Annotated in this window: 22 protein-coding genes and 1 pseudogene; 7 read left to right on the top strand and 16 right to left on the bottom strand. The window is 67.1% G+C overall.

What is annotated here, in order from left to right; genetic code table 11:
* Window positions 1-216: 216 nt before the first annotated feature.
* The 4 genes from KHO22_RS03465 (at window position 217) to KHO22_RS03450 (ending at window position 6,280) form a co-directional block, all read left to right on the top strand.
* Window positions 217-792: a cob(I)yrinic acid a,c-diamide adenosyltransferase gene (locus KHO22_RS03465; RefSeq protein ID WP_211945702.1), complete on the top strand. Its 576-nt coding sequence runs from the start codon at window positions 217-219 to the stop codon at window positions 790-792.
* 215 nt (window positions 793-1,007) lie between these two features.
* Complete coding sequence (gene dnaK, locus KHO22_RS03460) at window positions 1,008-2,948, top strand: molecular chaperone DnaK (RefSeq protein ID WP_211945701.1); 1,941 nt, start codon at window positions 1,008-1,010, stop codon at window positions 2,946-2,948.
* A gap of 168 nt (window positions 2,949-3,116) precedes the next feature.
* Window positions 3,117-4,256, top strand: coding sequence for a molecular chaperone DnaJ (gene dnaJ / locus KHO22_RS03455; RefSeq protein ID WP_211945700.1), 1,140 nt, complete (start codon window positions 3,117-3,119; stop codon window positions 4,254-4,256).
* Between the two features lie 290 nt (window positions 4,257-4,546).
* Window positions 4,547-6,280 (top strand): chorismate-binding protein, encoded by a 1,734-nt coding sequence (locus KHO22_RS03450; protein WP_420839573.1) that lies wholly within the window; start codon window positions 4,547-4,549, stop codon window positions 6,278-6,280.
* 11 nt (window positions 6,281-6,291) lie between these two features.
* On the opposite strand, the gene KHO22_RS03445 is transcribed toward KHO22_RS03450, so the two are convergent.
* The 9 genes from KHO22_RS03445 to KHO22_RS03405 form a co-directional block, all read right to left on the bottom strand.
* Window positions 6,292-6,978 (bottom strand): energy-coupling factor ABC transporter ATP-binding protein, encoded by a 687-nt coding sequence (locus tag KHO22_RS03445; RefSeq protein WP_211945698.1) that lies wholly within the window; start codon window positions 6,976-6,978, stop codon window positions 6,292-6,294.
* Window positions 6,975-7,673 carry an ABC transporter permease gene (locus KHO22_RS03440; protein ID WP_211945697.1) on the bottom strand — a complete coding sequence of 233 codons (699 nt, stop codon included), beginning with the start codon at window positions 7,671-7,673 and terminating at the stop codon, window positions 6,975-6,977. Before KHO22_RS03440 ends, KHO22_RS03445 begins: the two co-directional genes overlap by 4 nt.
* A gap of 3 nt (window positions 7,674-7,676) precedes the next feature.
* Complete coding sequence (gene panB / locus KHO22_RS03435; protein ID WP_211945696.1) at window positions 7,677-8,498, bottom strand: 3-methyl-2-oxobutanoate hydroxymethyltransferase; 822 nt, start codon at window positions 8,496-8,498, stop codon at window positions 7,677-7,679.
* Between the two features lie 96 nt (window positions 8,499-8,594).
* On the bottom strand, window positions 8,595-9,239 hold the full coding sequence (locus KHO22_RS03430; RefSeq protein ID WP_211945695.1) for a deoxynucleoside kinase: 645 nt from the start codon (window positions 9,237-9,239) through the stop codon (window positions 8,595-8,597).
* Window positions 9,240-9,273: 34 nt separating this feature from the next.
* Complete coding sequence (gene folK / locus KHO22_RS03425) at window positions 9,274-9,801, bottom strand: 2-amino-4-hydroxy-6-hydroxymethyldihydropteridine diphosphokinase (RefSeq protein ID WP_211945694.1); 528 nt, start codon at window positions 9,799-9,801, stop codon at window positions 9,274-9,276.
* Window positions 9,798-11,306, bottom strand: a complete 1,509-nt coding sequence (gene pcnB / locus KHO22_RS03420; RefSeq protein ID WP_211945693.1) for a polynucleotide adenylyltransferase PcnB — start codon at window positions 11,304-11,306, stop codon at window positions 9,798-9,800. Before pcnB ends, folK begins: the two co-directional genes overlap by 4 nt.
* 1 nt (window position 11,307) lies before the next feature.
* Window positions 11,308-11,982 carry a histidinol-phosphatase gene (locus KHO22_RS03415; RefSeq protein ID WP_211945692.1) on the bottom strand — a complete coding sequence of 225 codons (675 nt, stop codon included), beginning with the start codon at window positions 11,980-11,982 and terminating at the stop codon, window positions 11,308-11,310.
* Between the two features lie 74 nt (window positions 11,983-12,056).
* Window positions 12,057-12,764, bottom strand: a complete 708-nt coding sequence (gene hda / locus KHO22_RS03410) for a DnaA regulatory inactivator Hda (RefSeq protein ID WP_211945691.1) — start codon at window positions 12,762-12,764, stop codon at window positions 12,057-12,059.
* 92 nt (window positions 12,765-12,856) lie between these two features.
* Window positions 12,857-13,927 carry an AI-2E family transporter gene (locus tag KHO22_RS03405; RefSeq protein WP_211945690.1) on the bottom strand — a complete coding sequence of 357 codons (1,071 nt, stop codon included), beginning with the start codon at window positions 13,925-13,927 and terminating at the stop codon, window positions 12,857-12,859.
* Window positions 13,928-14,085: 158 nt separating this feature from the next.
* Here KHO22_RS03405 and purM point away from each other — a divergent pair, with 158 nt between their 5' ends.
* Window positions 14,086-15,138, top strand: coding sequence for a phosphoribosylformylglycinamidine cyclo-ligase (gene purM / locus KHO22_RS03400; protein ID WP_211945689.1), 1,053 nt, complete (start codon window positions 14,086-14,088; stop codon window positions 15,136-15,138).
* 132 nt (window positions 15,139-15,270) lie between these two features.
* Here purM and KHO22_RS03395 read toward each other — a convergent pair whose 3' ends face one another.
* Window positions 15,271-16,710: a coniferyl aldehyde dehydrogenase gene (locus KHO22_RS03395; RefSeq protein ID WP_230426732.1), complete on the bottom strand. Its 1,440-nt coding sequence runs from the start codon at window positions 16,708-16,710 to the stop codon at window positions 15,271-15,273.
* A 59-nt stretch (window positions 16,711-16,769) separates the two neighbouring features.
* Window positions 16,770-17,663, bottom strand: a complete 894-nt coding sequence (locus KHO22_RS03390) for a sterol desaturase family protein (protein WP_211945688.1) — start codon at window positions 17,661-17,663, stop codon at window positions 16,770-16,772.
* Between the two features lie 121 nt (window positions 17,664-17,784).
* Between KHO22_RS03390 and KHO22_RS03385 the strand changes: the two genes are divergently transcribed.
* Complete coding sequence (locus KHO22_RS03385; RefSeq protein WP_211945687.1) at window positions 17,785-18,711, top strand: LysR family transcriptional regulator; 927 nt, start codon at window positions 17,785-17,787, stop codon at window positions 18,709-18,711.
* A gap of 13 nt (window positions 18,712-18,724) precedes the next feature.
* Here KHO22_RS03385 and KHO22_RS03380 read toward each other — a convergent pair.
* From KHO22_RS03380 to mutL, 3 genes and pseudogenes are all read right to left on the bottom strand, one after another.
* Window positions 18,725-19,229, bottom strand: a pseudogene (locus KHO22_RS03380) (N-acetyltransferase family protein).
* A gap of 45 nt (window positions 19,230-19,274) precedes the next feature.
* Window positions 19,275-20,231, bottom strand: coding sequence for a tRNA (adenosine(37)-N6)-dimethylallyltransferase MiaA (gene miaA / locus KHO22_RS03375; RefSeq protein WP_211945686.1), 957 nt, complete (start codon window positions 20,229-20,231; stop codon window positions 19,275-19,277).
* 36 nt (window positions 20,232-20,267) lie between these two features.
* Window positions 20,268-22,223: a DNA mismatch repair endonuclease MutL gene (gene mutL, locus KHO22_RS03370; protein WP_211945685.1), complete on the bottom strand. Its 1,956-nt coding sequence runs from the start codon at window positions 22,221-22,223 to the stop codon at window positions 20,268-20,270.
* Window positions 22,224-22,363: 140 nt separating this feature from the next.
* Here mutL and KHO22_RS03365 point away from each other — a divergent pair, with 140 nt between their 5' ends.
* Window positions 22,364-23,017, top strand: coding sequence for a VTT domain-containing protein (locus tag KHO22_RS03365; protein ID WP_211945890.1), 654 nt, complete (start codon window positions 22,364-22,366; stop codon window positions 23,015-23,017).
* A 21-nt stretch (window positions 23,018-23,038) separates the two neighbouring features.
* On the opposite strand, the gene KHO22_RS03360 is transcribed toward KHO22_RS03365, so the two are convergent.
* Window positions 23,039-23,887 carry a SirB1 family protein gene (locus tag KHO22_RS03360; RefSeq protein ID WP_211945684.1) on the bottom strand — a complete coding sequence of 283 codons (849 nt, stop codon included), beginning with the start codon at window positions 23,885-23,887 and terminating at the stop codon, window positions 23,039-23,041.
* Window positions 23,888-23,986: 99 nt separating this feature from the next.
* Window positions 23,987-25,537: a murein biosynthesis integral membrane protein MurJ gene (gene murJ, locus KHO22_RS03355; RefSeq protein ID WP_211945683.1), complete on the bottom strand. Its 1,551-nt coding sequence runs from the start codon at window positions 25,535-25,537 to the stop codon at window positions 23,987-23,989.
* Between the last annotated feature and the right edge of the window lie 165 nt (window positions 25,538-25,702).

The following is a 25,702-nucleotide window of genomic DNA, read 5'->3' as shown; positions in this document are numbered from 1 at the left end:
GAACCGTCGGCGGGGTGTCGGCGGCGGGTGTGGCGGCGGAAGGAGCGCGACCCGATTGTTGATTGGCGAATGCCGCCATTCTACGCCGCGCGGCGCCGGATGCACCCCCGCGCCAGTCCGGGACGATCGGAATTCCCTTGCGGCGCGAGCCGTTCGCGCGGGAGGCAAAGCACGCCATAATGCGCGCCATCCCCAAGACTTCCAGAGGAGACCGGCATGGGCCACCGCCTGTCCAAGATTGCCACCCGCACCGGCGACGCCGGCACCACCGGCCTCGGCGACGGCAGCCGCACGGGCAAGGACAGCCTGCGCATCGCCGCCATCGGCGACGTGGACGAACTCAATTCGCAGATCGGGGTGCTGCTCACCGAAGCGCTGCCGGCCGACGTGCGCGATGCGCTGCTGCACATCCAGCATGACCTGTTCGACCTCGGTGGCGAACTCTCCATCCCCGGCTATACCTTGCTCCAGCCCGGGCAGGTGGCGCAGCTCGACGCCTGGCTGGACCACTACAACGCCGGACTGCCGCGCCTGGCCGAGTTCATCCTGCCCGGCGGCAGCCGGGCCGCCGCGCTGGCCCATATCTGCCGCACCGTCTGCCGGCGCGCCGAGCGTGCGCTGGTCGCGCTTGGCGCCATGGAGGCGCTCAATGAAGCACCGCGCCAGTACCTGAACCGGCTGTCCGACCTGATGTTCGTGCTGGCCCGGGTGCTCAATCGCGTCGACGGGGGGAGCGACGTGCTGTGGCAGCGCGGGCGCGATACGGCAAATATCCCGAAAAAAAGTGATTGAAGGACTGCTTTTTGCCGCCGCGGATCGTTTGCAATGGCCTTGCGCAGCGTATCGCTCAAGGCCGGACGCGGGCGCGCCGTTGATCGGACGGAAGTAACCGAGAAAATTACTCGGATTTGCAGGTTCCGCCCTTGAAATGGCCTTGGACGGCCACATTTCGCACTCAGGATGAATTGCAGCCGCGCGCATAGCGATGGCTCAATAGGAGAGAATAAATGGGTAAGATCATCGGTATCGACCTCGGTACCACCAATAGCTGCGTATCGATCCTGGAAGGCAACACGCCCAAGGTCATCGAAAATTCGGAAGGTACTCGCACCACCCCTTCGATCATCGCCTACATGGAAGACGGCGAGATCCTGGTCGGTGCCCCCGCCAAGCGCCAGGCCGTTACCAATCCGCGCAACACGCTGTATGCCGTGAAGCGCCTGATCGGCCGCAAGTTCGAAGAGAAGGAAGTCCAGAAGGACATCGGCCTGATGCCGTATGCCATCGTCAAGGCCGACAACGGCGACGCATGGGTGGGCGTGCGCGACCAGAAGCTGGCGCCGCCGCAGGTTTCCGCCGAAGTGCTGCGCAAGATGAAGAAGACCGCCGAGGACTACCTGGGCGAGCCGGTGACCGAGGCCGTGATCACGGTGCCCGCGTACTTCAATGACTCGCAGCGCCAGGCCACCAAGGACGCCGGCCGCATCGCCGGCCTGGACGTCAAGCGCATCATCAACGAGCCGACCGCGGCCGCGCTGGCCTTCGGCCTGGACAAGAACGAGAAGGGCGACCGCAAGATCGCCGTGTATGACCTCGGCGGTGGCACCTTCGACATCTCGATCATCGAGATCGCGGACGTGGACGGCGAGAAGCAGTTCGAAGTGCTGTCGACCAACGGCGACACCTTCCTGGGCGGCGAAGACTTCGACCAGCGCATCATCGACTACATCATCGCCGAGTTCAAGAAGGACCAGGGCGTCGACCTGTCGAAGGACGTGCTGGCACTGCAGCGCCTGAAGGAAGCCGCTGAAAAGGCCAAGATCGAACTGTCGAGCTCGCAGCAGACCGAGATCAACCTGCCGTACATCACGGCCGATGCCTCGGGTCCGAAGCACTTGAACCTGAAGATGACCCGCGCCAAGCTCGAATCCCTGGTGGAAGAGCTGATCACGCGCACCATCGAGCCGTGCCGCACCGCGATCAAGGATGCGGGCGTGAAGGTCAGCGACATCGACGACGTGATCCTGGTCGGCGGCATGACCCGCATGCCCAAGGTGCAGGAACAGGTCAAGGAGTTCTTCGGCAAGGAAGCGCGCAAGGACGTGAACCCGGACGAAGCCGTGGCCGTCGGTGCCGCGATCCAGGGTTCGGTGCTGTCGGGCGACCGCAAGGACGTGCTGCTGCTGGACGTGACGCCGCTGTCGCTGGGTATCGAAACCCTGGGCGGCGTGATGACCAAGATGATCACCAAGAACACCACCATCCCGACCAAGCATGCGCAGGTGTTCTCGACCGCCGACGACAACCAGCCGGCCGTGACCATCAAGGTGTACCAGGGCGAGCGTGAAATGGCGACCGGCAACAAGCTGCTGGGCGAGTTCAACCTCGAAGGCATTCCGCCGGCCCCGCGCGGCACGCCGCAGATCGAGGTGTCGTTCGACATCGACGCCAACGGCATCCTGCACGTGGGCGCCAAGGACAAGGCGTCCGGCAAGGAAAACCGGATCACCATCAAGGCGAATTCGGGCCTGTCGGAAGACGAGATCCAGCGCATGGTGAAGGACGCCGAGGCGAACGCCGAGGAAGACAAGAAGGCCCGCGAGCTGGCTGACGCCCGCAACCAGGCCGACGCGCTGATCCACTCGACCAAGAAGGCGCTGACCGAGTACGGCGACAAGCTGGACGGCGGCGAGAAGGAAAAGATCGAAGCTGCGATCAAGGAACTGGAAGACGCCGCACGCGGTGGCGACAAGGCCGAGATCGACGCCAAGGTTGCCGCGCTGTCGGAAGTCAGCCAGAAGCTGGGCGAGAAGGTCTACGCCGACATGCAGGCGAAGGCCGGTGAGCAGGGCGCGGCGGGTGCCGCAGGTGCCGGTGCCCAGCAGGCCCAGCCGCAGGACGATAACGTGGTCGACGCCGAGTTCAAGGAAGTCAACGACAAGAAGTAATCGGGAAGGGCGGTGGCGCGGGCATGCGCCGGCGCCGCCCCGTCCCGACGCCGGGCGAAGGACATCGGACCCAGCGGGAAACCGCAGTCGGATGCCTCGCTCGGCTTTTTTGCTATTCGCCGGGAGCCGCCGCAGTGGCGGTTCCGGGCCAAACGGTAATGAGCCACCATGGCAAAACGTGACTACTACGAAGTGCTCGGGGTGGGCAAGAACGCGAGCGACGACGAGATCAAGAAGGTTTATCGCAAGCTCGCGATGAAGTACCACCCGGACCGCAATCCGGACAGCAAGGATGCCGAGGAAAAATTCAAGGAGGTCAAAGAGGCCTACGAGATGCTTTCCGACCCGGAGAAGAAGGCGGCCTACGACCAGTACGGCCACGCCGGCGTGGACCCGAACATGGCGGGCGGCTTCGGCGGCGCCGGCGGCTACGGCGGGTTCGCCGAGGCCTTCGGCGATATCTTCGGCGACATCTTCGGCCAGCAGGGCGGTGGCGGACGCCGCGGCGGCGGCGGTCCGCAGGCCTATCGCGGCGCCGACCTGCGCTACAGCATGGAAATCTCGCTGGAGCAGGCTGCCCACGGCCACGAGGCCCAGATCCGCGTACCGCACTGGGACGAGTGCGACCATTGCCACGGCAAGGGCGCCGAGCCCGGTTCGAGCGTGGAAACCTGCCCGACCTGCCACGGCAACGGCCAGGTGCGCGTGTCGCAGGGCTTCTTCACGATGCAGCAGACCTGCCCGAAGTGCCACGGCAGCGGCAAGTTCATCCCGAAGCCATGCACCAAGTGCCACGGCCAGGGCAAGCTGAAGTCGCAGAAGACGCTGGAAGTGAAGATTCCGGCCGGCATCGACGAAGGCATGCGCATCCGCTCGTCGGGCAATGGCGAGCCGGGCATCAACGGCGGCCCGCCGGGCGACCTGTATGTGGAAGTCCACATCAAGGCGCACCCGGTGTTCGAACGCGACGGCGACGACCTGCACTGCCAGATGCCGATCTCCTTCGCCACCGCGGCGCTGGGTGGAGACCTGGAAGTGCCGACGCTGAACGGCAAGGCCACCTTCCCGGTGCCCGAGGCGACGCAGTCCGGCAAGACCTTCCGCCTGCGCAGCAAGGGCATCAAGGGCGTGCGTTCGGGCTATCCGGGCGACCTCTACGTGCATGTGAACGTGGAGACGCCGGTCAAGCTGACCGAGGCCCAGAAGGACATGCTGCGCCAGTTCGACCGCTCGGTGCACGAAGGCGGCTCGCGCCACAGTCCGCAGGAGCAGTCCTGGCTGGACAAGGTGAAGAGCTTCTTCAGCTAAGCCAGGCCCCGCAAGACCGGTCACGCCAGCGCGTGGCCGGTTTGCTTTTGTGCCCGCGACGCGGGCCGGCAGCGCATAATGCAGGCGCTGCGTTTTCCCCGCTTGCCGCCGTGCCTTCCCCGCATTCTCGCCCCGATTTCTGCCCGGATTCCTGCCCGGATTCCTGCCCGGATTCCGAACCTTTCGTGCTGCTGGACGATGCCACTGCGTCGCCCGGCGCAGCGGCCTCGCGCCTGTATATCGGCCTGGTCCGCGAAGTCCTGCTGCCAGCCGGTGGCGACACCGCGCAGATGGATACCCTGCTCGCCGAAGGCTGGCGCCGCGGCTGGCATGCCACGCTGTTCGCCCCTTATGAATTCGGCGGTGCGCTGGTAGGTGCGCCTGCCCATACGGACCATACGGACGGCAGCCTGCCGTTTCATGACGGCGCCGTGCGCCTGCTGTGGTTCCGCGAGATGCGGCGGCTGGACGGCGATGCCGTGCGCACGTGGTTGCCGGCGCCGGACGCACAGTCGCCGGCCGGGCTCATGGATATCGCCGCCGATACCCCGCGCGAAGCCTTCGATGCCGCGATCGCGCGCATCCACGCCTGGATCGAGGCCGGCGACACCTACCAGGTCAATTTCACGCAACGGCTCGCGTTCTCGGCCTTCGGTGATCCGCGCGCGCTCTATGCGGCGCTGCGCGCCGCACAGCCTGTGCCGTTCGGCGTGCTGGCCTGCCTGCCCGGCGATACGTGGGTACTGTCCCTGTCCCCCGAGTTGTTCGTGCAGCACGACGGCGATGGCCGTCTGGTGACGCGGCCGATGAAGGGCACCGCGCCGCTTTCGGGCAATGCGGAAAAAGACGCGCAAGCCGCTGCCGCACTCGCGGCCGATGCCAAGAACCGCGCGGAGAACGTGATGATCGTCGACCTGCTGCGCAACGACCTGGGCCGCATCGCGCAGCCGGGCAGCGTGGCGGTGCCCGACCGCTTCGTCGTGCAGCCGTTCGGCGCCGTGCTGCAGATGACGTCGACCGTCACGGCGACCGCACGGCCGGATACGCGCTTTGGCGAGCTGTTCGGCGCACTGTTCCCGTGCGGCTCGATCACCGGTGCGCCCAAGCGGCGCACCATGCAGATCATTGCCGAGCTGGAAGCCGCACCGCGCGGGCTCTATACGGGCGCAATCGGCTGGCTGGACGCGCCAGCCCCCGGCGATCACGGCTTGTGCCGCTTTGCCATGTCGGTGGCCATCCGCACGCTGGCGCTGTCGCCACGCGCGGCGGACGGCTTGCGTGCCGGCGAGATGGGCGTGGGCGGCGGCATCGTGCACGACAGCGTGGCGGCGGACGAGTTTGCCGAGTGCGGCTGGAAGGCACGCTTCCTGACCCGCCATGATCCGGGCTTCACGCTGTTCGAGACCATGCGTGTCGAGGATGGCCATTGCCTGCGCCGCGAGCGCCATCTTGCGCGCCTGGCCTCATCGTCGGCGACGTTCGGGTTTGCCTTCGACAAGGCGGCCGCCGCGGCCGCTGTCGAGGCCGAGGCCGCGCGTCTTGGCGCCGGCAACTGGCGCCTGCGGATGAGCGTCGACAAGGCCGGCAAACTTGCCTTCGCCAGCGGTGCGCTGCAGCCGCTGGCCGCGCAGACCGTCGCACTCGACCTTGCTGCCGAACCGCTGCCGGACGCCGAGCCGCTGCGCCGGCACAAGACCAGTGTGCGCGCGGTCTATGACGCCGGCTGGCAGGCGGCGGAACGCGAAGGCTGCTTTGATCGGCTGTTCTTCAACACGCGCGGCGAATTGCTCGAAGGCGGCCGCAGCTCGGTGTTTGTCAAGGTCGACGGCGCATGGCTGACCCCGCCGCTGGTTGCGGACATCCTGCCCGGCGTGATGCGGGCGGTGGTGCTGGAGGAGGGCGATGCGCTGCTCGATGGCACCGCCCGCGAGGCAGTTGTGACGCGCGCGATGCTGATGCGCGCGCAGGCGATCGTGGCAGTCAATTCGCTGCGCGGGGCGATGCGGGCTGTTCTACAGGGGTAGCGGTCGCACCGCTACCGATGGTGCGTATCCAGAATTCCGTCGCCCAGCTTCCACCGCACCACGCCAGGCAGATTGATCAGGTCGCGGTCGTGGCAGATCATCACCACGGTGCGGCCTTCGGCCGCCAGTTCGCGAACGAGCGCAATGACCTGTTCGCGTGCCTGGCCGTCCAGGCTGGAAGTAGGCTCGTCGAGCAGCATCAGTTCCGGCTCCAGCACCTTGGCGCGCGCCAGCGCGACGCGCTGGACCTCGCCGCCCGACAGCCGCTCGGGAGCAGTGTCCTGCAGGTGCGCGACGCCCGCCCATGCCAGGGCCTCATCCACCCGCCGCGTGATCTCCTGCTGCGGCAGCCCGCGTGCGTGCAGGCCGTAGGCGATGTTCTCGCGCACGGAAGTGCGGAACAGGTAGGGGTGCTGATGCAGGTAGGCGATGCGCTCGCGCAGTTCGCGAGGCAGCGGGTCCAGCGGTGCGCTGCGCGCAGCGGCGTTTTCGCCGGTCCAGTGCACGGTGGCACCAGGCGCAGGCTCCAGGCCGGCGACCATGCGCAGCAGCGTGGTCTTGCCCGCGCCGTTCTGTCCCGTCAGCACGATGGCCGTGGCGCGCGGAAAGACCAGTTCGCCGACCTCGAACAGCCGGCGTGCGCCAATGGAGCGCGACAGTCCGCGCAAGGTCAGCAAGGGCGTGGTCGAACCGTTCATCGGCGGAAGCCTCCGGCGCCCTGCAGCCAGGCCAGGGCAATGTTCACCAGCAGCGCCAGCGCCACCAGTACGATGCCAAGCGCTATGCCTTGCGCGAATTCGCCTTTGCTCGTTTCCAGCGCGATCGCCGTGGTGATGGTGCGCGTCGAGCCTTCGATATTCCCGCCGATCATCAGCGCCGAGCCCACCTCGGCAATCACGCGGCCGAAGCCCGCCACGATGGCCGCCATCAGCCCGAAGCGCAGCTCCCGGACAACCGTGACGAACGTACGCCAGCGTCCCGCGCCGAGCACGCGCGCGGTTTCGCGCAGGCGCGGGTCGGCGCCCTGCAGCGTGGACAGCGAGAACGCGAGGATCACGGGAAAGCCGATCACCGCCTGCCCGAGCACCATGCCGGCCGGCGTGAACAGCAGCGCCAGGCTGCCCAGCGGTCCCTGGCGCGTCAGCAGCAGGTAGAGGATGAGCCCGACCAGCACGGTTGGGAAAGAGAGGAAGGCCTGCGCCACCACGACCACCGCGCGGCGCCCCGGAAACCGGTGCGTGGCGATCAGCCACGCAGCGCCTACCGCCGGGGCGGTGGCGACGGCCAGCGCCAGCACCGCCACCATCAGCGAGGTCCAGACAATGAACCAGAGCGCCGCGTCGCCGCTGGCGAGCAGGCGGAATGCGGCCAGCGTGGCGGCGCCGATCTCCACCGGTCAGGCGGAGAAGGTGTGCTCTGCCGCGGGGAAGCTGCCGTCCTTCACGGCGGCCACGTAGGCACGGATCGCGCCTTCGATCGAGGTCTGGCCGTCCATGAAATTGCGCACGAACTTGGCCTTGCGACCCGGGTAGACGTTGATCATGTCCTGCAGCACCAGCACCTGGCCGGAGCAGTCGGCACCGGCGCCGATGCCGATCGTCGGTACCTTGAGCTGCTGCGTGATCTCGCCGGCCAGCGTGGCCGGCACGGCCTCCATCAGTACGATCTGCGCGCCAGCGGCTTGCATGGCGAGCGCGTCGCGCTTGAGCTGGGCCGCGCCTTCGTCGGTCTTGCCCTGCACCTTGAAGCCGCCGAACGCGTGCACGGATTGCGGCGTCAGGCCGATGTGGGCACACACCGGGATGCTGCGTTCGACCAGGAATTTCACAGTCGGGGCGAGCCAGTCGCCGCCTTCGAGCTTGACCATGTGGGCGCCCGCGCGCATCAGCGCGACCGCGCTGGCAAAGGCCATTTCCGGCGTACCATAGGTGCCGAAGGGCAGGTCGGTCACCAGCAGCGCGGTCTGGTTGGCGCGCGCCACGCATTCGGTGTGGTAGGCCATGTGCTCCAGCGTCACGGGCAGCGTGGTCTGCTGGCCTTGCATCACGTTGCCGAGAGAGTCGCCCACGAGGATGACTTCCACGCCGCAGAAGTCCAGCAGTGCGCCGAAGCTGGAGTCGTAGGCGGTCAGCATGGCGATCTTTTCACCGGCGTCGCGCATGGCCTGCAGGCGGGTGACGGTGACGGTCTTGCGGGTGGGGTCGAGGAGGTAGCTCATGGCAGTGACGAGTCAGGAGAGAGGCGCCCGGCGTTGTGGCGGCCGGCGCGGCAGTCGCTATGGTTATGTGCCGCCCCGGGTCATGGCCCGGAGGGGTCAGGGCGCAGCCAGATTGAGAAAGGCCCTGCGTCCGCGCATGTTCTCGATGCGCGTCAGTAGTGTACGGAAATCCCCATCGTTGTCCACCGGATTGAAATGGGCCGTATCCACGATCAGCACCGGGGCTTCGTCGTAGCGATGGAACAGTTCGCCGTAGGCGTCGGTCAGCCGTTGCAGGTGTTGCTCGTCGATGCCGGTGGCCTCGCCGGGCTCGCCACGGCGGGCGATGCGCTCGCGCAGCAGGGACGGGGTGGCCTGCAGCATGATCACGAGGTCGGTGCGCTGCGGTGGCAGCTGCAGCCGGGCGGCAATGGCGTCATAGAGCGCCAGTTCGTCTTCGGGCAGCGTCAGGGAAGCGTACAGGCGGTCCCGTGCGAAGAGGAAGTTGGTCACCATGCGCTGCCCGGCCAGCAGGGCGTTCTGCCATTGCTGGAGCTGGTCGGCGCGCTTGTTCAGGCAGGCGAGCTGCAGCGGCAGCGCGTAGCGTGCAGGTTCGCGGTAGAAGCGTTCCAGGAAGGGGGTGGCGCGGGCGCCATCGAGGAGCTCCGCCGCGTGCAGCGTGTGCGCGAGGCGTTGGGCCAGCGCGGTCTTGCCGGAGCCGACCGGGCCTTCCACCACGATGCGACGCAGGTGTTCGAGCATATCGTTGCCGGCGCGGGTCGGACTGCCCGGCGGCTCAGTCGCCGGTGCCGGCGCCGCCGGCCGCCAGCGCCCGCAGGCACTTGCAGGAGGAAACCTTCTCGATGCGCTGGTCGCCGACGCCCGCGAGGTAGTCGACGGCCGGGCCCATGCCGGGGATCACGAGTTCCGGGGCCAGTTCGAGCAGCGGCACGAGCGTAAAGGCACGTACGGTGACACGCGGGTGCGGCACCGTCAGCTGTTCGTCGTTGTGCAGCTCGTCGCCGAACACCAGCAGGTCGAGGTCCAGCGTGCGCGGTGCGTTGCGGAACGGCCGTTCACGGCCGAACTGGTCTTCGATGTGGTGACAGATGCGCAGCAGCTGCGCAGCGGTGAACGAGGTCTGCACCTTGACCACCGCGTTGTAGTAATCGTCGCCACCGGCATCGACGGGCGCGGTCCGGTACAGCGAGGACCGTGCCAGCACCGTGATGCCGACCTGCTGGGCCAGGCACACGATGGCGTCTTTCAGCGCCTGGCGGGCATCGCCCAGGTTGGCGCCGATGCCGATGAAGGCGAGTTTCATTGATGTTCCTCCGGCTGGTCGCGGCCGGCATTGACTTCCTGCCCCGCTTCCGTGTCGCTCCGGGAAGAAACTTTATCCGATTTCCGCGGACCGCGTCGGCGGCGCTTCTTGCGCGCCGGGCCTTCGCCTTCGGCCGCCGGGCCACGCGCCGTGCGCGCGCCATCGATCAGGCCTTCGCGCTCGTCGGGGTCGGCGTCCTGGAAGTCCTGCCACCAGCGGGACAGTTCCTCCGGCATTTCGCCGGACTGGCAGCGCAGGTGCAGGAAGTCGAAACCGGCGCGGAAGCGCGGCGACTCCAGCAGGCGGAACGGCATGCGGCCCACGCGCTTCTCGAAACGCGGCTGCATGCCCCAGATGTCGCGCATGTCGGTGACGAAGCGGCGCTGGATGGCGAGCTGGCCGGTCTGCTTTTCCAGCACGGCGTCCATGGCCGTGTTGAGGGCCGCGATCGGGTGCTCGCCGCGCGCGCGCTCGGCATTCCAGTGCTGCAGCACGTGGTGCCACAGCAGCGCGGCGAACAGGAAGCCCGGCGATACCGGTTTGCCGGCCTGCACGCGACGGTCGGTGTTGTCCAGCGCCAGCTGCACGAAGCGCTGGCCCATGGGCTGCTCCAGCGCCACGTCCAGCAGCGGCAGCAGGCCCTGGTGCAGGCCGGCCTTGCGCAGTTCCTGCAGCGATGCCCAGGCGTGGCCGGACATCAGCAGCTTGAGCATTTCGTCAAACAGGCGCGCGCTGGGCACGTTGTGGATGAGCGTGGCCAGGCCCGTGATCGGCTCGCGCGTGGCCTCGTCGATGCCGAAGCCGGTCTTGGCCGCGAAACGCACCACCCGCAGCATGCGCACCGGGTCCTCGCGGTAGCGCGTGACCGGGTCGCCGATCATGCGCAGCGTGCGTGCGCGGATGTCTTCCATGCCGTGATGGTAGTCATGCACGGTCTGCGCGGCCGGGTCGTAGTACATCGCGTTGATGGTGAAGTCGCGGCGTTCCGCGTCTTCTGCCTGCGAGCCCCACACGTTGTCGCGCAGCACGCGGCCCGAGGCATCGATCGCATGGGTCTTGTTGTCGAGCTCGGAGCGCTTGAGGCGCCGGCCTTCGGGCAGCGTTTCGCTGGCCACGGCATCGACCAGCGCGCGGAACGTGGAAACCTCGATGATCTCCTGCTCGCGCCCGCCATAGAACGTCACGTGGACGATCTGGAAGCGTCGCCCGATGATGCGCGAGCGCCGGAACAGCGCCTGCACCTGGTCGGGGGTGGCATTGGTGGCGACGTCGAAATCCTTGGGCTTGATGCCCAGCAGCACGTCGCGCACCGCGCCGCCGACGATAAAGGCCTGGTAGCCCGCCTGTTGCAGCGTTGAAGTGACTTTCACGGCATTGCGCGACAGCAGCGTCGGGTCAATGCGGTGCTCTTCCACGGTAACGATGCGCGGCGTGTGGGCGCGGCCGATGCGGCGCTGCTTGGGGCCAGGATTGCCCAGCAGCCGGTTGATGAGTTTCTTGATCACGTCAGAACAGATCCATGATGCGCCAGCCTGCTGCGGCGGCATGCTGGCGCAGGCGATCGTCCGGGTTGGTGGCGATCGGCTCGCTGGCCTTTTCCAGCAGCGGCAGGTCGTTGACCGAGTCGCTGTAAAAGAAGGTGGTGCCGAAATCGTTCCAGTGCGCGCCCTGGCTCTTGAGCCAGGCGTCGACGCGGGTGATCTTGCCTTCGCGGAAGCTCGGCACGCCGTCGACCTCGCCGGTGAAGCGGCTTTCAGGCTTGCCGTCGACCGTCGCCGGTTCGGTGGCGATCAGGTGCTTGATGCCGAACGCCGCCACGATCGGCGCCGTGACGAAGCTGTTGGTGGCGGTGACCACGGCGCACAGGTCGCCGGCTTCCAGGTGCTTGCAGACCAGCGCGCGGGCCTGCGGCGTCATGACCGGGTCGATCACTTCGTGCATGAAGCGCCGGCGCAGGGCGTCGAGTTGGTCGCGCGAGTTGGCGGCCAGCGGCGCCAGCGCAAAGCGCAGGAAAGCCTGGATATCCAGGGTGCCGGCCTTGTAGTGGCCATAGAACTCGTCGTTCTTGCGGCGGTAGGATTCCTCGTCGACAACGCCCTGGCGCACCAGGAAGCGGCCCCATTCGTGGTCGCTGTCAGTCGGGATCAGGGTATGGTCGAGATCAAAGAGTGCCAGATTCATGGGGCGCGATTTTACCTTAATGGAGGTGACCGGTCGGTACGCGACCGCTCCGGCCAGATCGAAGCTGGTGGCGATTATTCCCGGAACTCCGCGAACATTTCGCGAAGCAGGGGCAGGGTCACCGGGCGCTTGCGCTCCAGCGAGTATGTGTCGAGCGCATCGAGCAGCGCCATCAGGCTGGGCATGTCGCGGTAATGACGCGTCACCAGCCAGTGCGTGATTTCCGGGGAGAGTTGCAGTCCGCGCTCGCGTGCCGCCTGCAGCACCGCGGACATCTTGTCTTCGTCCGACAGCGGCTGCACCTGATAGACCAGGCCCCAGCCCAGCCGGGTGCGCAGGTCTTCACGCACCGGCATGGCGCGCGGCGCCAGGCCACCGGCCACGACCAGCGCGGTGCGCACGTGCGCGCGGACTTCGTTGTACAGCGAAAACACCGCGATCTGGCGTGCCTCGTCGAGCAGATCGACATCGTCCACCGTATAGAGCTGGCAGGACGGATCGAACAAAAAGTCCGACAGCGGATGGTGCGGGCTCAGGTAGCGGCAGTCGATGCCGGTCTGGGGCGTGGCTTCGCACACGGCGTGCAGCAGGTGTGTGCGGCCGCAGCCCACTTCGCCCCACAGGTAGACCAGCCGGTCCACGGCCCGCTCCTGCGCGACCGCGTTGGGCAGGTCGCGCAGGCGCTGCACCGCCTCGCGATTCGAAGCCACGACGAAATTGTCGAAGGTCGAAGGCGGAGGGCTGCCAAGCTCGAGCGAGAGTTGCTTGGGACGCGGGGACATGACGTATGGCTTGCTTGCGGGGGACAGCTCGCGCGGTGCGCTTGGAATCGGCTCAAGCCGACTATTGTCCGTCATTTTTCCCGTTGCTTCCGTTATTTCCGATAAAGGTCGCTGGCCAGGTACACGCGGCGTACCTGCCTGGCGCCGACCAGCAATACGGCCGATGTCGGCAGCGCCAGCAGCACGCCGAAGAAGCCGAACAGCTGGCCGAAGGCGAGCAGCGCGAAGATCACCACCAGCGGGTGCAGCCCGATGCGCTCGCCGACCAGGCGCGGCGTCAGGTAGAAGCTCTCGATGAACTGGCCGAAGCCATACACGACCGCGACCGCCGCCAGCCCGTACCAGTCGCCGAACTGCAGCAGCGCGGCCAGGATCGCCAGCACCAGGCCGACGCCGAAACCGATATAGGGGATGAAGACCGCCAGCCCCGTGAACACGCCCACGGGCACGCCGACGTCAAAGCCGGCAACGGTCAGCCCGATCGAATAGATCGAGGCCAGGATCACCATCACCAGGATCTGGCCGCGCAGGTATTGCGACAGCAGCACGTCGGTCTCGCTGGTGAGTTCGTTCACCTTCGGCACCCAGCGGCGCGGCACCACGCCTTCGATACGCCGCATCACCATGTGCCAGTCCATCATCAGGTAGAACATGACGATGGGTACGATGAACAGCAGGCCGGCGACCTCGATCAGGGCCGAGCCGGACACCTTGGCATAGTTCAGCAACACCACCAGCAGGTCTTCGGGGCTGGCCGAGAAGCGGTCCGACAGCATGCTGCGCAGGCCCGGGAAATCGAAGCGCACGCGCACGCCGAAATCAGCCAGGCGCGGCGCCACCACCGCATTGAGCTTTTTCAGCAGCACCGGGAGCTGCTCGCGGACCTGCGGGATTTCACGCTGGAGCACGGCGATCAGCAGCAGCACCAGCACCACGCCGACCACGGCCAGCAGCAGGATCATCAGCGCCACGCCGACCGCGCGCGGCACGCGGCGCCGCTGCAGCCAGTCCACGCCGGGGGTCAGGATGTAGGCGAAGATGAACGCCAGCAGGAACGGCGTCAGGATCGGCGCCAGCGCGACGATGGCCGCAAACAGGCCCGCAGCGACCGCAATCCACAGCAGGACGCGCTTGGTCTCTTGGTTCAGCAGGGGAGCGTTCATCGATGGGCGCATGGGATGGAACTGGCGAAACTGGTAGCCGGGCGCCTGTATCCGTTAAAATCGCGATTCTACTGGACTCGCGCCCGCCCCCCGCTGTTGCTGGGGCCGCCGGAGCGGCGAACTCACCACTTTATCTCCTCTGACACAAGCAGGTTCCCATGAGCGCTTCCCCGACCGCCGGCCAGGCAGGCCTTTCCTACCGCGATGCCGGTGTTGACATCGATGCCGGCGATGCCCTGGTCGACCGCATCAAGCCGTTTGCCAAGCGGACCATGCGCGAAGGCGTGATGGCCGGCATCGGCGGTTTTGGCGCGTTGTTCGAACTGTCGAAGAAGTACCAGGAGCCCGTGCTGGTGTCGGGCACCGACGGCGTGGGCACCAAGCTCAAGCTGGCGTTCCAGCTGAACCGCCACGACACCGTGGGCCAGGACCTGGTGGCCATGAGCGTGAATGACATCCTGGTGCAGGGTGCCGAGCCGCTGTTCTTCCTGGATTACTTCGCCTGCGGCAAGCTGGATGTGGACACTGCCGCCACCGTGATCCAGGGCATCGCCCGTGGCTGTGAACGGTCCGGCTGCGCGCTGATCGGCGGCGAGACCGCCGAAATGCCGAGCATGTACCCGGACGGCGAATACGACCTGGCCGGCTTCGCGGTCGGCGCGGTGGAAAAGAAGAAGATCATCGACGGCACCACGATCCAGCCGGGCGACGTGGTACTGGGCCTGGCCTCGTCGGGCGCGCATTCCAACGGCTATTCGCTGGTGCGCAAGATCATTGAAGTGGCCAAGCCGGACCTGAACGCCGATTTCCACGGCCAGCGCCTGCAGGACGCCATCATGGCGCCGACGCATATCTACGTGAAGCCGTTGCTGTCGCTGATCGAAACCCTGCCGGTCAAGGGCATGGCCCACATCACCGGCGGCGGCCTGACCGAAAACGTGCCGCGCGTGCTGCCGCAGAACACCACGGCCGTGCTCCAGCGCGACGCCTGGACGCTGCCGCCGCTGTTCCAGTGGCTGCAGTCGCAGGGCCGCGTGGCGGACGACGAAATGCATCGCGTGTTCAATTGCGGTATCGGCATGGTGGTGATCGTGGCGAAGGAAGATGCCGAACGTGCGATCCGCCATCTGCAGGCTGCGGGTGAGGCTGTGTGGCAGATTGGCGAGATCCGCGAGCGCGCGGAAGGTCAGGCGCAGACTGTGGTGGTCTGAGCGGGCCTTGCCATCCGCCGGCTTTCCGGCCTGTGACGGTCATTGAAGAGGGCACATGCATGGCATGTGCCCTTTTTGATTTTTGGGCGACGCCGGACAGGACCGCCCGGCAAAAAGCCTGAGCCCGAAACGCTATCCCTTCAGCCTGGTCAGGAGGTTCATCAGCTTCATGGCCCTTCCCGCGTACGGCGGCTGAAACAGCTTCTGCACCAGCGACACCGGCCCCTGATAGAACACCGGCCGCAGCTTGGAGAAGGTATTGAACCCCTCCCGGCCGTGGTAATGCCCCATGCCGCTCGGCCCGACGCCGCCAAACGGCAGGTCATGCTGCGCCACGTGCAGCAGCGCATCATTCACCGATACGCCACCGGACATCACATGCGTGATGTAGTACTGCTGCAGCGCCTTGTCATGCGTGAACGGGTAGATCGCCAGCGGCCGGTCATGCGCATTGATGTAGTCCGCCACTTCCTGCCGGTCGCGATAGGTACGGATGGGCAGGATCGGCCCGAAGATCTCGCGTTGCGATACCAGCATGTCGTCGCCGGGATTGAGCACGAGGCACGGCGCGAACTTGCGCGTTGCGGCGTCGGCGGTGGCAAGCTCTATGATCGTGGCACCCTTTGCCCTGGCATCCTCCAGCGTCGCGCGCAAGCGGTCATAGGCGCGCTGGTCGATGATGGCGGTGTAGTCGTTGCTGTTCAGATCGGGGAAACGCCCGGCAATCAGCCGCCTGGCATGCGCGACGAACGCGTCTACCGTGCCCTCGGGCAGGAAGACGTAGTCGACATTGGTGCAGATCTGCCCGGCATTGAACATCTTGACCCACAAGATGCGCTCGGCGGCGGTCTGGACGGGAAAGTCCGGTGCCACGATCGCGGGGGCCTTGCCGCCCAGTTCCAGCGTGACCGGTGTGAGGTTGCGTGCCGCATTGGCCATGACCGCGCGACCCGTGGCGCCCGAGCCGGTGAACAGCAGGTGGTCGAAGGGCAGCGAGGAAAAGGCCGGCCCGCGCCCGCCGCCATCTTCGAAGAACCTCAGCTTGTCTTCGGGGAAGTATCGAGGGCTGATGCGTGCCAGCAACTGCGCGAGGTGGCGCGAGTTTTCCGACATCTTGACCATGGCCCGGTTGCCGGCCGCGAAGATCGCGGCAAGCGGGCAGAACGCCAGGTTGAGCGGAAAATTCCACGGCACGATGACCCCGACCACGCCCAGCGGCTGCGGGATGACGCGGTTGCGCGCGCCCGGGTACATCAGCACGTCGATATGGCGCCGTTGCGGCTTCATCCACTTGCGCAACTGCTTGCGGGCGTCGCGGATCGATTCGAGCGCGACGAAGAACTCCGCGAACAGGGTCTCGAACTCGGAGCGGCTGCCGTAGTCGCGTCCGATCGCTTCGACGATCTGCGCGCGGTTTTCCTTCAGCATGCGCGACAGCATCGCAAGGTCGGCGATGCGTTGCGCGCGACCCGGCTCGGGGTCGGCGAGATAGGCCTGCCGCTGACGTGCAAAACAGGCCTTGAATTCCTCCGGCATCACCACGTGATCGGCAAGCAGGTCGATGGCACCCACGGGGTCTCCTGTTGATTGGTTCCGGTTGAAGCGGCAAGTCGTGCCGATGGCGCTGCGCGTCATGGATTGCCAGCGGCCGTGGCATCGGTGGCGGCGTCCTGGTCGCCGTAGGCCTGCCCGCCGAAGCGCAGCGCCGTATGCTGGCGTTGCGAGTGGCGCAGCGGGTAGAACATCTGTGCGGCCCAGTGCTCGGCGCCGAAGCGGCGGTCGTCCTCCAGCCCGACCTTTGCCGGGTACTTGCGGGTGATGTGGGCCGTGCCGAACAGCACATCCCAGAAGAACAGCAGGTTGCCGAAATTGCCCTTGTAGTGGCCGATGCCGTCGGCATTGGTCAGCGCATGGTGAGCCCAGTGCGTGGCCGGCGTGGAGATGGTCCTTTCCACCACCCACATCAGCGGGCGCAGCACGCGGACGCGGTACAGCGGCTCGTCCCAGCGCCATGCGCAGTGCGCGCCGAGGATCACCAGCATCTTGACCACGATGTACACGCCATAGACCTTGCCGAAGCCGAGGTACAGCAGCACGCCCGCGCTCCACAGCCCCGGCATCATCAGGTAGTAGAAGAAGTTGTTCCGGTACGTGACACGGATGCTCATGTACGACGCCGAGTGATGCGCGCGATGCAGCGGCCACAGCCATGGTGTGTGGGACGCGCGATGCCACCAGTACTGCGTCATGTCGTCGGCGACCAGCAGGATCGCGGCCATGGCCCACCACGGCAGGTGGGACCACGCGCCGCGCATGCCGGGCATGAGCCCGTTGCACAGCCAGTTGGCGCCTAGCAGCGCGAGCGGCTGCGTCACGGCGATCAGGCTCACGAACATCAGTACTTCGAGCTTGGTGTCGTTGGCGTCGGCACGCACGCTTTGCTGGTAGCGCCGCGTGGCGAATTCCATGGCGGCAAAGCCAAGGATGATGCTGCCGATCAGCAGGTTCTGTAGCTGCAGGTTCATGCGCGTTGTCTCCCGATATCTTCGGTCGTGCTGGGTGTGCGGAAACTCTAGGTTGGCGCCGTCAATGCGTCCAATGCATAATCAACATCGTTCTAATGTGTCATACGCAACGAGGATTGCCATGGACCTTCGCCGGCTCAACCATGTGATCGCCCTCGCCGACACGCTGCACTTCGCCCGCGCCGCAGAACAGGTTCACCTGAGCCAGCCGGCGTTCAGCCGCAGCATCCAGGCGATCGAAAGTGATCTCGGCGTGCGGCTCTTCGAGCGCGATGCCGGTGGCATCCGGCCCACTCCGGCTGGCGAATTCGTGCTCGAACGCGCGCGGCGGCTGCTGTTCGAGGCGCGCTGCATGCAGCGCGATGTCGCTCTTTACCGGGACACCCAGCTCGGCGACACGGCGTTCGGCGTCGGACCGTTTCCGGCCGTGACGCTGATGCCGCGGGTGCTGTCGGAGCTGCGGCGCCAGCATCCGCAGGTCTCGTTGCGTGTCGAGGAGAGCAACTGGGTCCTGCTGCTGGAGCGCCTGCGCGCGGAGGACATCGAATTCTTCGTCGCCGACGTGCGCGACCTGCCGGAGGACGCGTCGCTCGACGTTCGCCCGCTGCCGGGTCAGTCCGCGCGCTTCTTTGTCCGTGTGGGGCATCCGCTGGCCGGTGCGGCATGCACGATCGCCGAGGCCTGGCAGTACGGTGTCGCGGGCGTCAAGGCGCCCCGCGTGGTGAAGGCGGCGTTCTCCCGCGCGCTCGGCTTGCCGGCCGGCCAGCAGGCCGTGCTGGCGCTGGAGTGCGACGACTTCGCCGTGATCCGCGCGGTCACCTTGTCCACGGACATGGTGCTTGGCGCAACCGATGCGTCGGTCCGGGCGGAGCTGGCCTCCGGCGAACTGGTTGCGCTGGACGTGGAGGGATTGCCGGCGATGAAGGCCGGCATGGGCATCGTGAGCCTGCGCAACCGGACGCCCTCACCGATGGCGGTGAAAGCGATCCGCTGCGTCGAGCGGGTGGCGGCGGAGATCAGCGGCGAGCGCGATGCCTCGCCGCAATAGGCGATAGCCGGGATCAGTCCGGCGTGCCAAGGCGGGCCAGCGCGTCGCCGGTGACGCGGCAGATGCGCCAGTCCGGCATCACGTCCGCGCCCATCGCCTTGTAGAACTCGATGGACGGCGTGTTCCAGTCGAGCACCGACCATTCGAAGCGGCCGCAGCCGCGCTCCACGGCCAGCGCCGCCAGGTGCCTGAGCAGCGCCTTGCCAAGGCCATGCCCGCGCCACGCCGGTTCGACGAACAGGTCTTCGAGGTACAGGCCGGGTTTGGCCAGGAAAGTCGAGAAATTGTGGAAGAACAGCGCGAAGCCGACGGGCTGCGCGCCATCGGGCGTATGGGCTTCGACCAGCACGGCCTCGGCCTGCGGCTGCGCGCCGAACAACGGCCTGTTCCAGCTTCTGCGGCGTGGCCTCGACCAGATGGGTCAGCTTTTCGTATTCGGCCAGTGCCGAGATCAGGCGGAACAGCGTGGTGCTGTCGGCGGGCGTGGCGGGGCGGATGGCAAAGGAAGGAGACGGCATGGGGCAGGACATCGTCGGGACGGGCGACGATTATCGCCGCTCTCGTCACATCCCGGCCAGACGCGCGACTTGCGCGACGTAGTCCGGCGCGAGGCAATCGACGGACAAGCGCTCCGGCGTACTGCGCAGCCATGTGATCTGGCGCTTGCAGAGCTGGCGCGTGGCCGCAATGCCGCGTTCGCGCATGGTCGCGTAGTCGCTGTCGCCGTCCAGGTATTCCCAGACCTGCCGGTAGCCCACGCAGCGGATCGAGGGCAGGCCGGCATGGAGATCGCCGCGCCGGCGCAGGCGTTCGACTTCCTCGATCAGGCCGCCGGCCAGCATGGCGTCGTAGCGCGCGGCAATGCGCGCGTGCAGCACGGCGCGGTCCGACGGCTCCAGCGCGATCACGCGGTAGCGCTGGTCCGCCGCGCCGGTAAAGGTGCGGCCGTCTGCCTGCCGCGCCAGCAGCTCGGACATCGCTTGTCCGGACAGCCGGTGGATCTCCAGCGCGCGCTGGATGCGCTGGGCATCGTTGGGCGCGAGCCGCGCCGCCGTGACCGGGTCGACTTGCGCCAGCATCGCATGCAGCGCGGGCCAGCCGCGTTCGGCGGCGAGTTCGTCCAGTTCGGCGCGCACGGCCGGATCGGCCTGGGGCAGGTCGTTCAGGCCCTGCGTCAGCGCCTTGTAGTACAGCATGGTGCCGCCGACGATCAGCGGCTGGCGCCCGCGCGCGCGGATCTCGCCGATCAGCCGTTCGGCGTCGGCGACGAACTGCGCGGCCGAGTAGCTGTCGGCCGGATCAATGATGTCGATCAGGTGGTGTGGCACCGCGGCCAGCTCGTCGGGCGTGGGCTTGGCCGTGCCGATATCCATCTCGCGGTAGACCAGCGCGGAATCCAGGCTGATGATCTCGACCGGCGCCTGCTGTGCCAGGGCCAGCGCGGCAGCGGTCTTGCCCGAGGCGGTCGGGCCCAGCAGGCAGACGATGGGCGGGTGTTCGGACGATGGCAAGGCGGACATCAGGGCTCAGGCAGGGCGTGGTGCGCGAAGGCGGGCTTACTGGCCGCGCAGGAACAGGCGGTCGAGTTCGGCCACGCTGAGCTGCACCCAGGTCGGGCGGCCGTGGTTGCACTGGTCGGCGCGCTCGGTCTGCTCCATCTGGCGCAACAGCGCGTTCATCTCTTCGAGCGTGAGCTTGCGGTTGGCGCGCACGGCGCTGTGGCAGGCCAGCGTGGCCAGCAGTTCATTGCGGCGCTCGGCCAGCACGCGCGAGCCGCCGTAGGCGTTCAGGTCGCGCAGCACGTCGCGCGCCAGCGCCTCGGCGTCGGCCTGCTGCAGCAGCGCCGGCACGGCGCGCACGGCGAGCGTGGTCGGCGACACCGGCGTGATGTCGAAGCCGAGCAGCTCCAGCGTCTCGCGATGCTCCTCGGCCGTGCCGATCTCCACCGGGTTGGCGGGCAGGGTCACGGGCAGCAGCAGCGGCTGCACGGCGAGGTCGCGCGCATCCAGCGCATCCTTGATCTGTTCGTACAGGATGCGTTCGTGCGCCGCATGCATGTCGACCAGCACGAGGCCGCGCGCATTCTGCGCGAGCACGTAGACGCCATGCAACTGGGCGATGGCGTAGCCGAGCGGGTGGTCGTCGGTGGCCTGGGCCGCGTCACCCGAGGGGGGCAGGGCGACCTTGGCCACGGCGATGCCGTCGAGCAGGCCGGGCGGCTCTGCGGCCCGCGCGGCCTGCGCATCGGCCAGCCACGCGGGCGGCTGGGACGACGGCATATAGGGCCGCGGTGCCGTGGCGTCACGCACCATGCCCAGGTAGGCCTGGCGTGGCTGGGCGATGCCAAGTTCGGTCTGGCGTGCCGCCGAATAGTTGATCCACTGGCTGCCGCCGCCTGCGGCACCGCCGTAGGCGGCGCGTGGCTCTTGCAGCTGGATGGTGCCCGGTGCGGGCACGGGTTCATCGTCCGCGCCGGTGTGCAGGCTGTCGCCGTTTTCGCCGGCCTGGCGTGCCAGGCAGCGCTGCACCGCGTGATAGACAAACTGGTGCACGGCGCGCGATTCGCGGAAGCGCACCTCGATCTTGGACGGGTGGACGTTCACGTCCACCGTCTCCGGCGGCAGGTCCAGGCACAGCACGTAGGACGGGAAGCGGTCGCCGTGCAGCACGTCCTGGTAGGCGCTGCGCACCGCGTGGTTGAGCAGCTTGTCGCGCACGAAGCGGCCGTTCACGAAAAAGTACTGCTGGTCCGGCCGCCCGCGCGAGGCGGTAGGCAGGCCGGCGAAACCATAGAGATGCAGCTCGCCGGCTTCTTCATCGAGCGGCAACCGCGCCCGCGCAAAGTCGCTGCCGAGTACCTGCGCCGTGCGGGTGGCCACGTCGCCGGCGTTCCAGTGTTCGAGCGGCTTGCCGTTGTGGTGGACCGAGATCGCTACGTCGGGACGGGCCAGTGCTGCACGCCGGACCATTTCCAGGCAATGCCCGAGCTCGGTCTGTTCCGATTTGAGGAACTTTCGGCGCGCCGGCGTGTTGAAGTAGAGATGCTGGACGTCGACCGTTGTGCCGACTCCGCCAGATGCCGGCTGCAATGCGCCGGTATCGGCACTGACCTGCGTGGCGTGCGGGTCATTCGCGGTACGGCTGGTCAGGGAAAGCTGGGACACGGAAGCGATCGAGGCCAGGGCCTCGCCGCGGAAACCGAGGGTCAGCACGGCCTCGAGTTCGTCCAGCGAAGCGATCTTGCTGGTAGCGTGGCGCAGCAGCGCCACTGGCAGTTCGGACGCCGGGATGCCGCAGCCGTTGTCCGTGATGACGATGCGACGCACGCCGCCTTCTTCAAGCCGGATGCCGAGCTGGCTGGAGCCCGCGTCGAGCGCGTTCTCGAGCAGTTCCTTCACCACGGAGGCCGGGCGTTCCACGACCTCGCCCGCGGCAATCTGGCTGATGAGCTGGTCGGGCAGGGGACGGATCGGCCGCGGCGGCTGCGCGGTTCGGGAGGCGGAGGCTGGCATGCGGCGATTATACGTGCCGTGCCGCACGCGGGACGGCTACGCCGGGCCCCGCAGGTGACCGATACGTCGGGCGGCTCTTGTATGATGTCGCGCTGGTTGGATCAACCTACAACACAACGGGGAAAGACTTGGATCTCGCTCTGCAGCTCATCGACATGCTGGTGCACGTCGACAAATATCTCGGCACGGTCATCCAGCAGTATGGTGCCTGGGTCTACGCCATTCTGTTCGCGATCGTGTTTGCCGAAACCGGGCTGGTGGTGCTGCCGTTCCTGCCGGGGGATTCGCTGCTGTTCATCGCCGGTGCGTTCTGCGCCACGGGGGCGATGAACGAATGGGTGCTGATCGGGCTGCTGCTGGCGGCGGCGATCTCGGGCAACACGGTGAACTACTGGGTCGGCAGCTGGATCGGCCCGAAGGTGTTCGACCACCAGTGGCGCTTCCTCGACCAGAAATCGCTGCGCCGCACGCACGATTTCTACGAGCGCCACGGCGGCAAGACGCTGGTGATGGCGCGTTTCGTCCCGATCGTGCGCACGTTCGCGCCCTTCGTGGCAGGCGTTTCGCAGATGACGTTCGCGCGCTTCCAGTTCTTCAACGTGATCGGCGCGCTGGCGTGGGTGGCGGGACTGGTGTTCGCGGGCTACTTCTTCGGCAACCTGCCGTTCATCAAGCAGTACCTGAACCTGATCGTGCTGGCCGGTATCGGCGCGGCCGTGGTGCCGCTGTTGCTGGGCGGGCTGTGGAGGCTCGTGCGCGGCAACAAGGGCCGCGCGTCGAGTGCCGAGCGCTGAGCATGCGCAGCCGCAGCTGCCCTAGCTAAGGCTGCGGCTCATCATGCGCAGGGCCGGCATGCGGTCGCGGATCTGCGCAATATCGGCGGCATCCGGGCGCGCCTGCACGTAGGCCTCCAGATCCTCCAGCGCCGGCCGGAAGCACTCCAGGTTGGCATAGGCGAGGCCTCGGTCGCGCACTTCCTCGATCGATCCGGGCAGCAGGATAACCAGGCGGTTCTGCACCGCCAGCAGCCGCTGCCAGCGTGACTCCTGCAGGTAGATCGCTTTCAGGTTGCGCAGCAGGCGCGCAATGATCTCGCGGTGGCTGGCTGCCTGCAGGAACAGGCCCAGCGGCACCTGGCCGGGATCGGAAATCCCCTCGCGCTCCAGATAGGGGTCAAGCATTTCCTGAAGCTGTTCCTTTGACAGGGTCTCGCCGGTCAGGGGGTCGAGGATGACTTCCCCGGCGGGGATCGTCATGCGCACCAGGAAATGGTTCGGGAAGGACACGCCCTTGAGCGGCAGGCCGATCTGCTGGCCGAGTTCCATGTACAGCACGGCAAGTGAAATCGGGATGCCGCGCCGCTGCTTCAGGACCACGTTCAGGTACGAGTTGTCCGGGTCGTAGTAGTCGTTGGCGTTGGCGCCAAAACCCAGGTCGCGGTAGAAGAAGTGGTTCAGCAGGCGCAGCCGCTGAATGGCAGGTGTGCCTTCGGCGATCCTGCGTTTCAGGCGCAGCGCCAGCACATCCAGCGCGGCCAGTTCGGCTTGCAGGTCCACGTCGGGGAAGGCGTCCTGCGCGATGGAGAGTGCGGTTTCAGTCAGGGGGATGCCGTTCTCGTCCGCCACAAGGCTGGCGAAGTAATCAAGGACTTTCGTACTTGTCATTGCGGATTCCTGATGCGGCACGGCCGTGCCGTGCCCTCGCGCTCACTTGATGGCTACGGCCCGTTCCATCGATGAACGTGCCCCATCGATGAACGTGCCCTAGACCGTCCGGCGCTTGAAGGCGGCGTATCGCAGTCCCATGAGCCACAGTGTACCGAAGTAGACCACCGCTGCAAGTACCAGGCAGGAAGCCAGCAGCGCGATGCGCAGCAGTGGCGTGGCGCCCAGCCCGACCCAGTCGAAGTTGCGCACGAACCAGAGCAGCAGGCCGGACAGCAGCAGCACCGCGGTGACCAACTGCGCCAGGAACAGCCCCCAGCCGGGCGCGGGCCGGTAGTAGCCGCGCCGGACCAGGCCGGCAAACAGCAGCAGCGCGTTGAGGGTGGCGCCGACGCTGATCGACAGCGCCAGGCCCGCATGGCCCATCCACGGCACGAACACGTAGTTGCAGGCCTGCGTGATGAGGAGCACCACCAGTGCGATCTTCACCGGCGTGCGGATGTCCTGCCGGGCATAAAAACCCGGGGCGAGGATCTTGATGACGATGAGGCCGAGCAGGCCGGTGCCGTAGGACACCAGCGCCTGGCGTGTCATTTCAACGGCGTGCGCGTCGAACTTGCCGTAGTTGAACAGGACCGAGGTCAGCGGCGCGCCGAAGACATAGAGGCCCACCGCGCACGGCACGGCGAGCAGGAACGTCAGGCGCAGGCCCCAGTCGAGCAGTCCCGAGTACTCGTCGCGATTGTCCTGGGCGCTCGCTTTCGACAGGCTCGGCAGCAGGATGGTGCCGAGCGCCACGCCGAGCAGCGCGGTCGGGAACTCCATCAGCCGGTCGGCATAGGTCAGGTACGACACGCTGCCCGCGGCCAGGCGCGAGGCAATATTGGTATTGATGATCAGGCTGATCTGCGCGACCGACACGGCCAGCAGCGCCGGACCCATCTGCCGGAGGATGCGGCGCACGCCGGGGTCGGCCCAGGCCTGGCGCACGCTGAAGCTCACGCGCGGCATGGCGCCCAGGCGCTTGAGCGCGGGCACCTGGATCAGCAGTTGCAGGATGCCGCCAACCAGCACGCCCCACGCCTGCGCATAGATCGGCTGCGCCATGCGCGGGCCGACGAACAGCGCCGCGAAGATGAGGCACAGGTTCAGCAGCACCGGCGTGAAGGCCGGCACCGCGAACTTGCGCCACGTGTTCAGGATGCCGGACGCCAGCGCCACCAGCGAGATCAGGCCGATGTACGGGAACATCACGCGCGTCATGAAGACGGCTGCGGTGTAGGTCTCGCCCTGGCCGCGGAAGCCGGTCGCCACCACGGTCATCACCAGTGGCGCGCCGATCACGCCCAAGAGCGACACGCCCATCAGCGCCCAGGTCATGATCGTTGCGACGGCGTCGATCAGGTGCCTGGTGTCGGCGTCGCCGCGCTTGGCGTGGTACTCGCCCAGGATCGGCACGAAGGCTTGCGAGAACGCGCCTTCGCCGAAGATGCGCCGCAACAGGTTGGGGATCCGGAACGCCACGTTGAAGGCGTCGGTCATGTCCGACGCGCCGAACGCCCGGGCAATCAGAATTTCGCGCACCAGGCCCGTGATGCGCGAGAGCATGGTCAGGCTGCTGATGGTGGCGAGCGCTTTGAGCAGGTTCAAGGTGAGTCGGCGGGAAGCGGTGGATCGGGCAGGCGCGGGCTGGCGCATCGCGGCGTGCGTGCCGCGTATCGTGCGGATCGCGCGCAGGCACGGGGATGGCGGTTCAGACGCCCGGCGCGCGGCAAAGTTGCCGCGGCGGCACGCCGCGTGCGGCGAAGTGGCGCC

Origin of the sequence: Cupriavidus yeoncheonensis (assembly GCF_905397275.1) — a bacterium.
GTDB classification, from domain to species: Bacteria; Pseudomonadota; Gammaproteobacteria; order Burkholderiales; family Burkholderiaceae; genus Cupriavidus; species Cupriavidus yeoncheonensis.
This window is presented reverse-complemented; position numbering and strand designations above follow the sequence as displayed.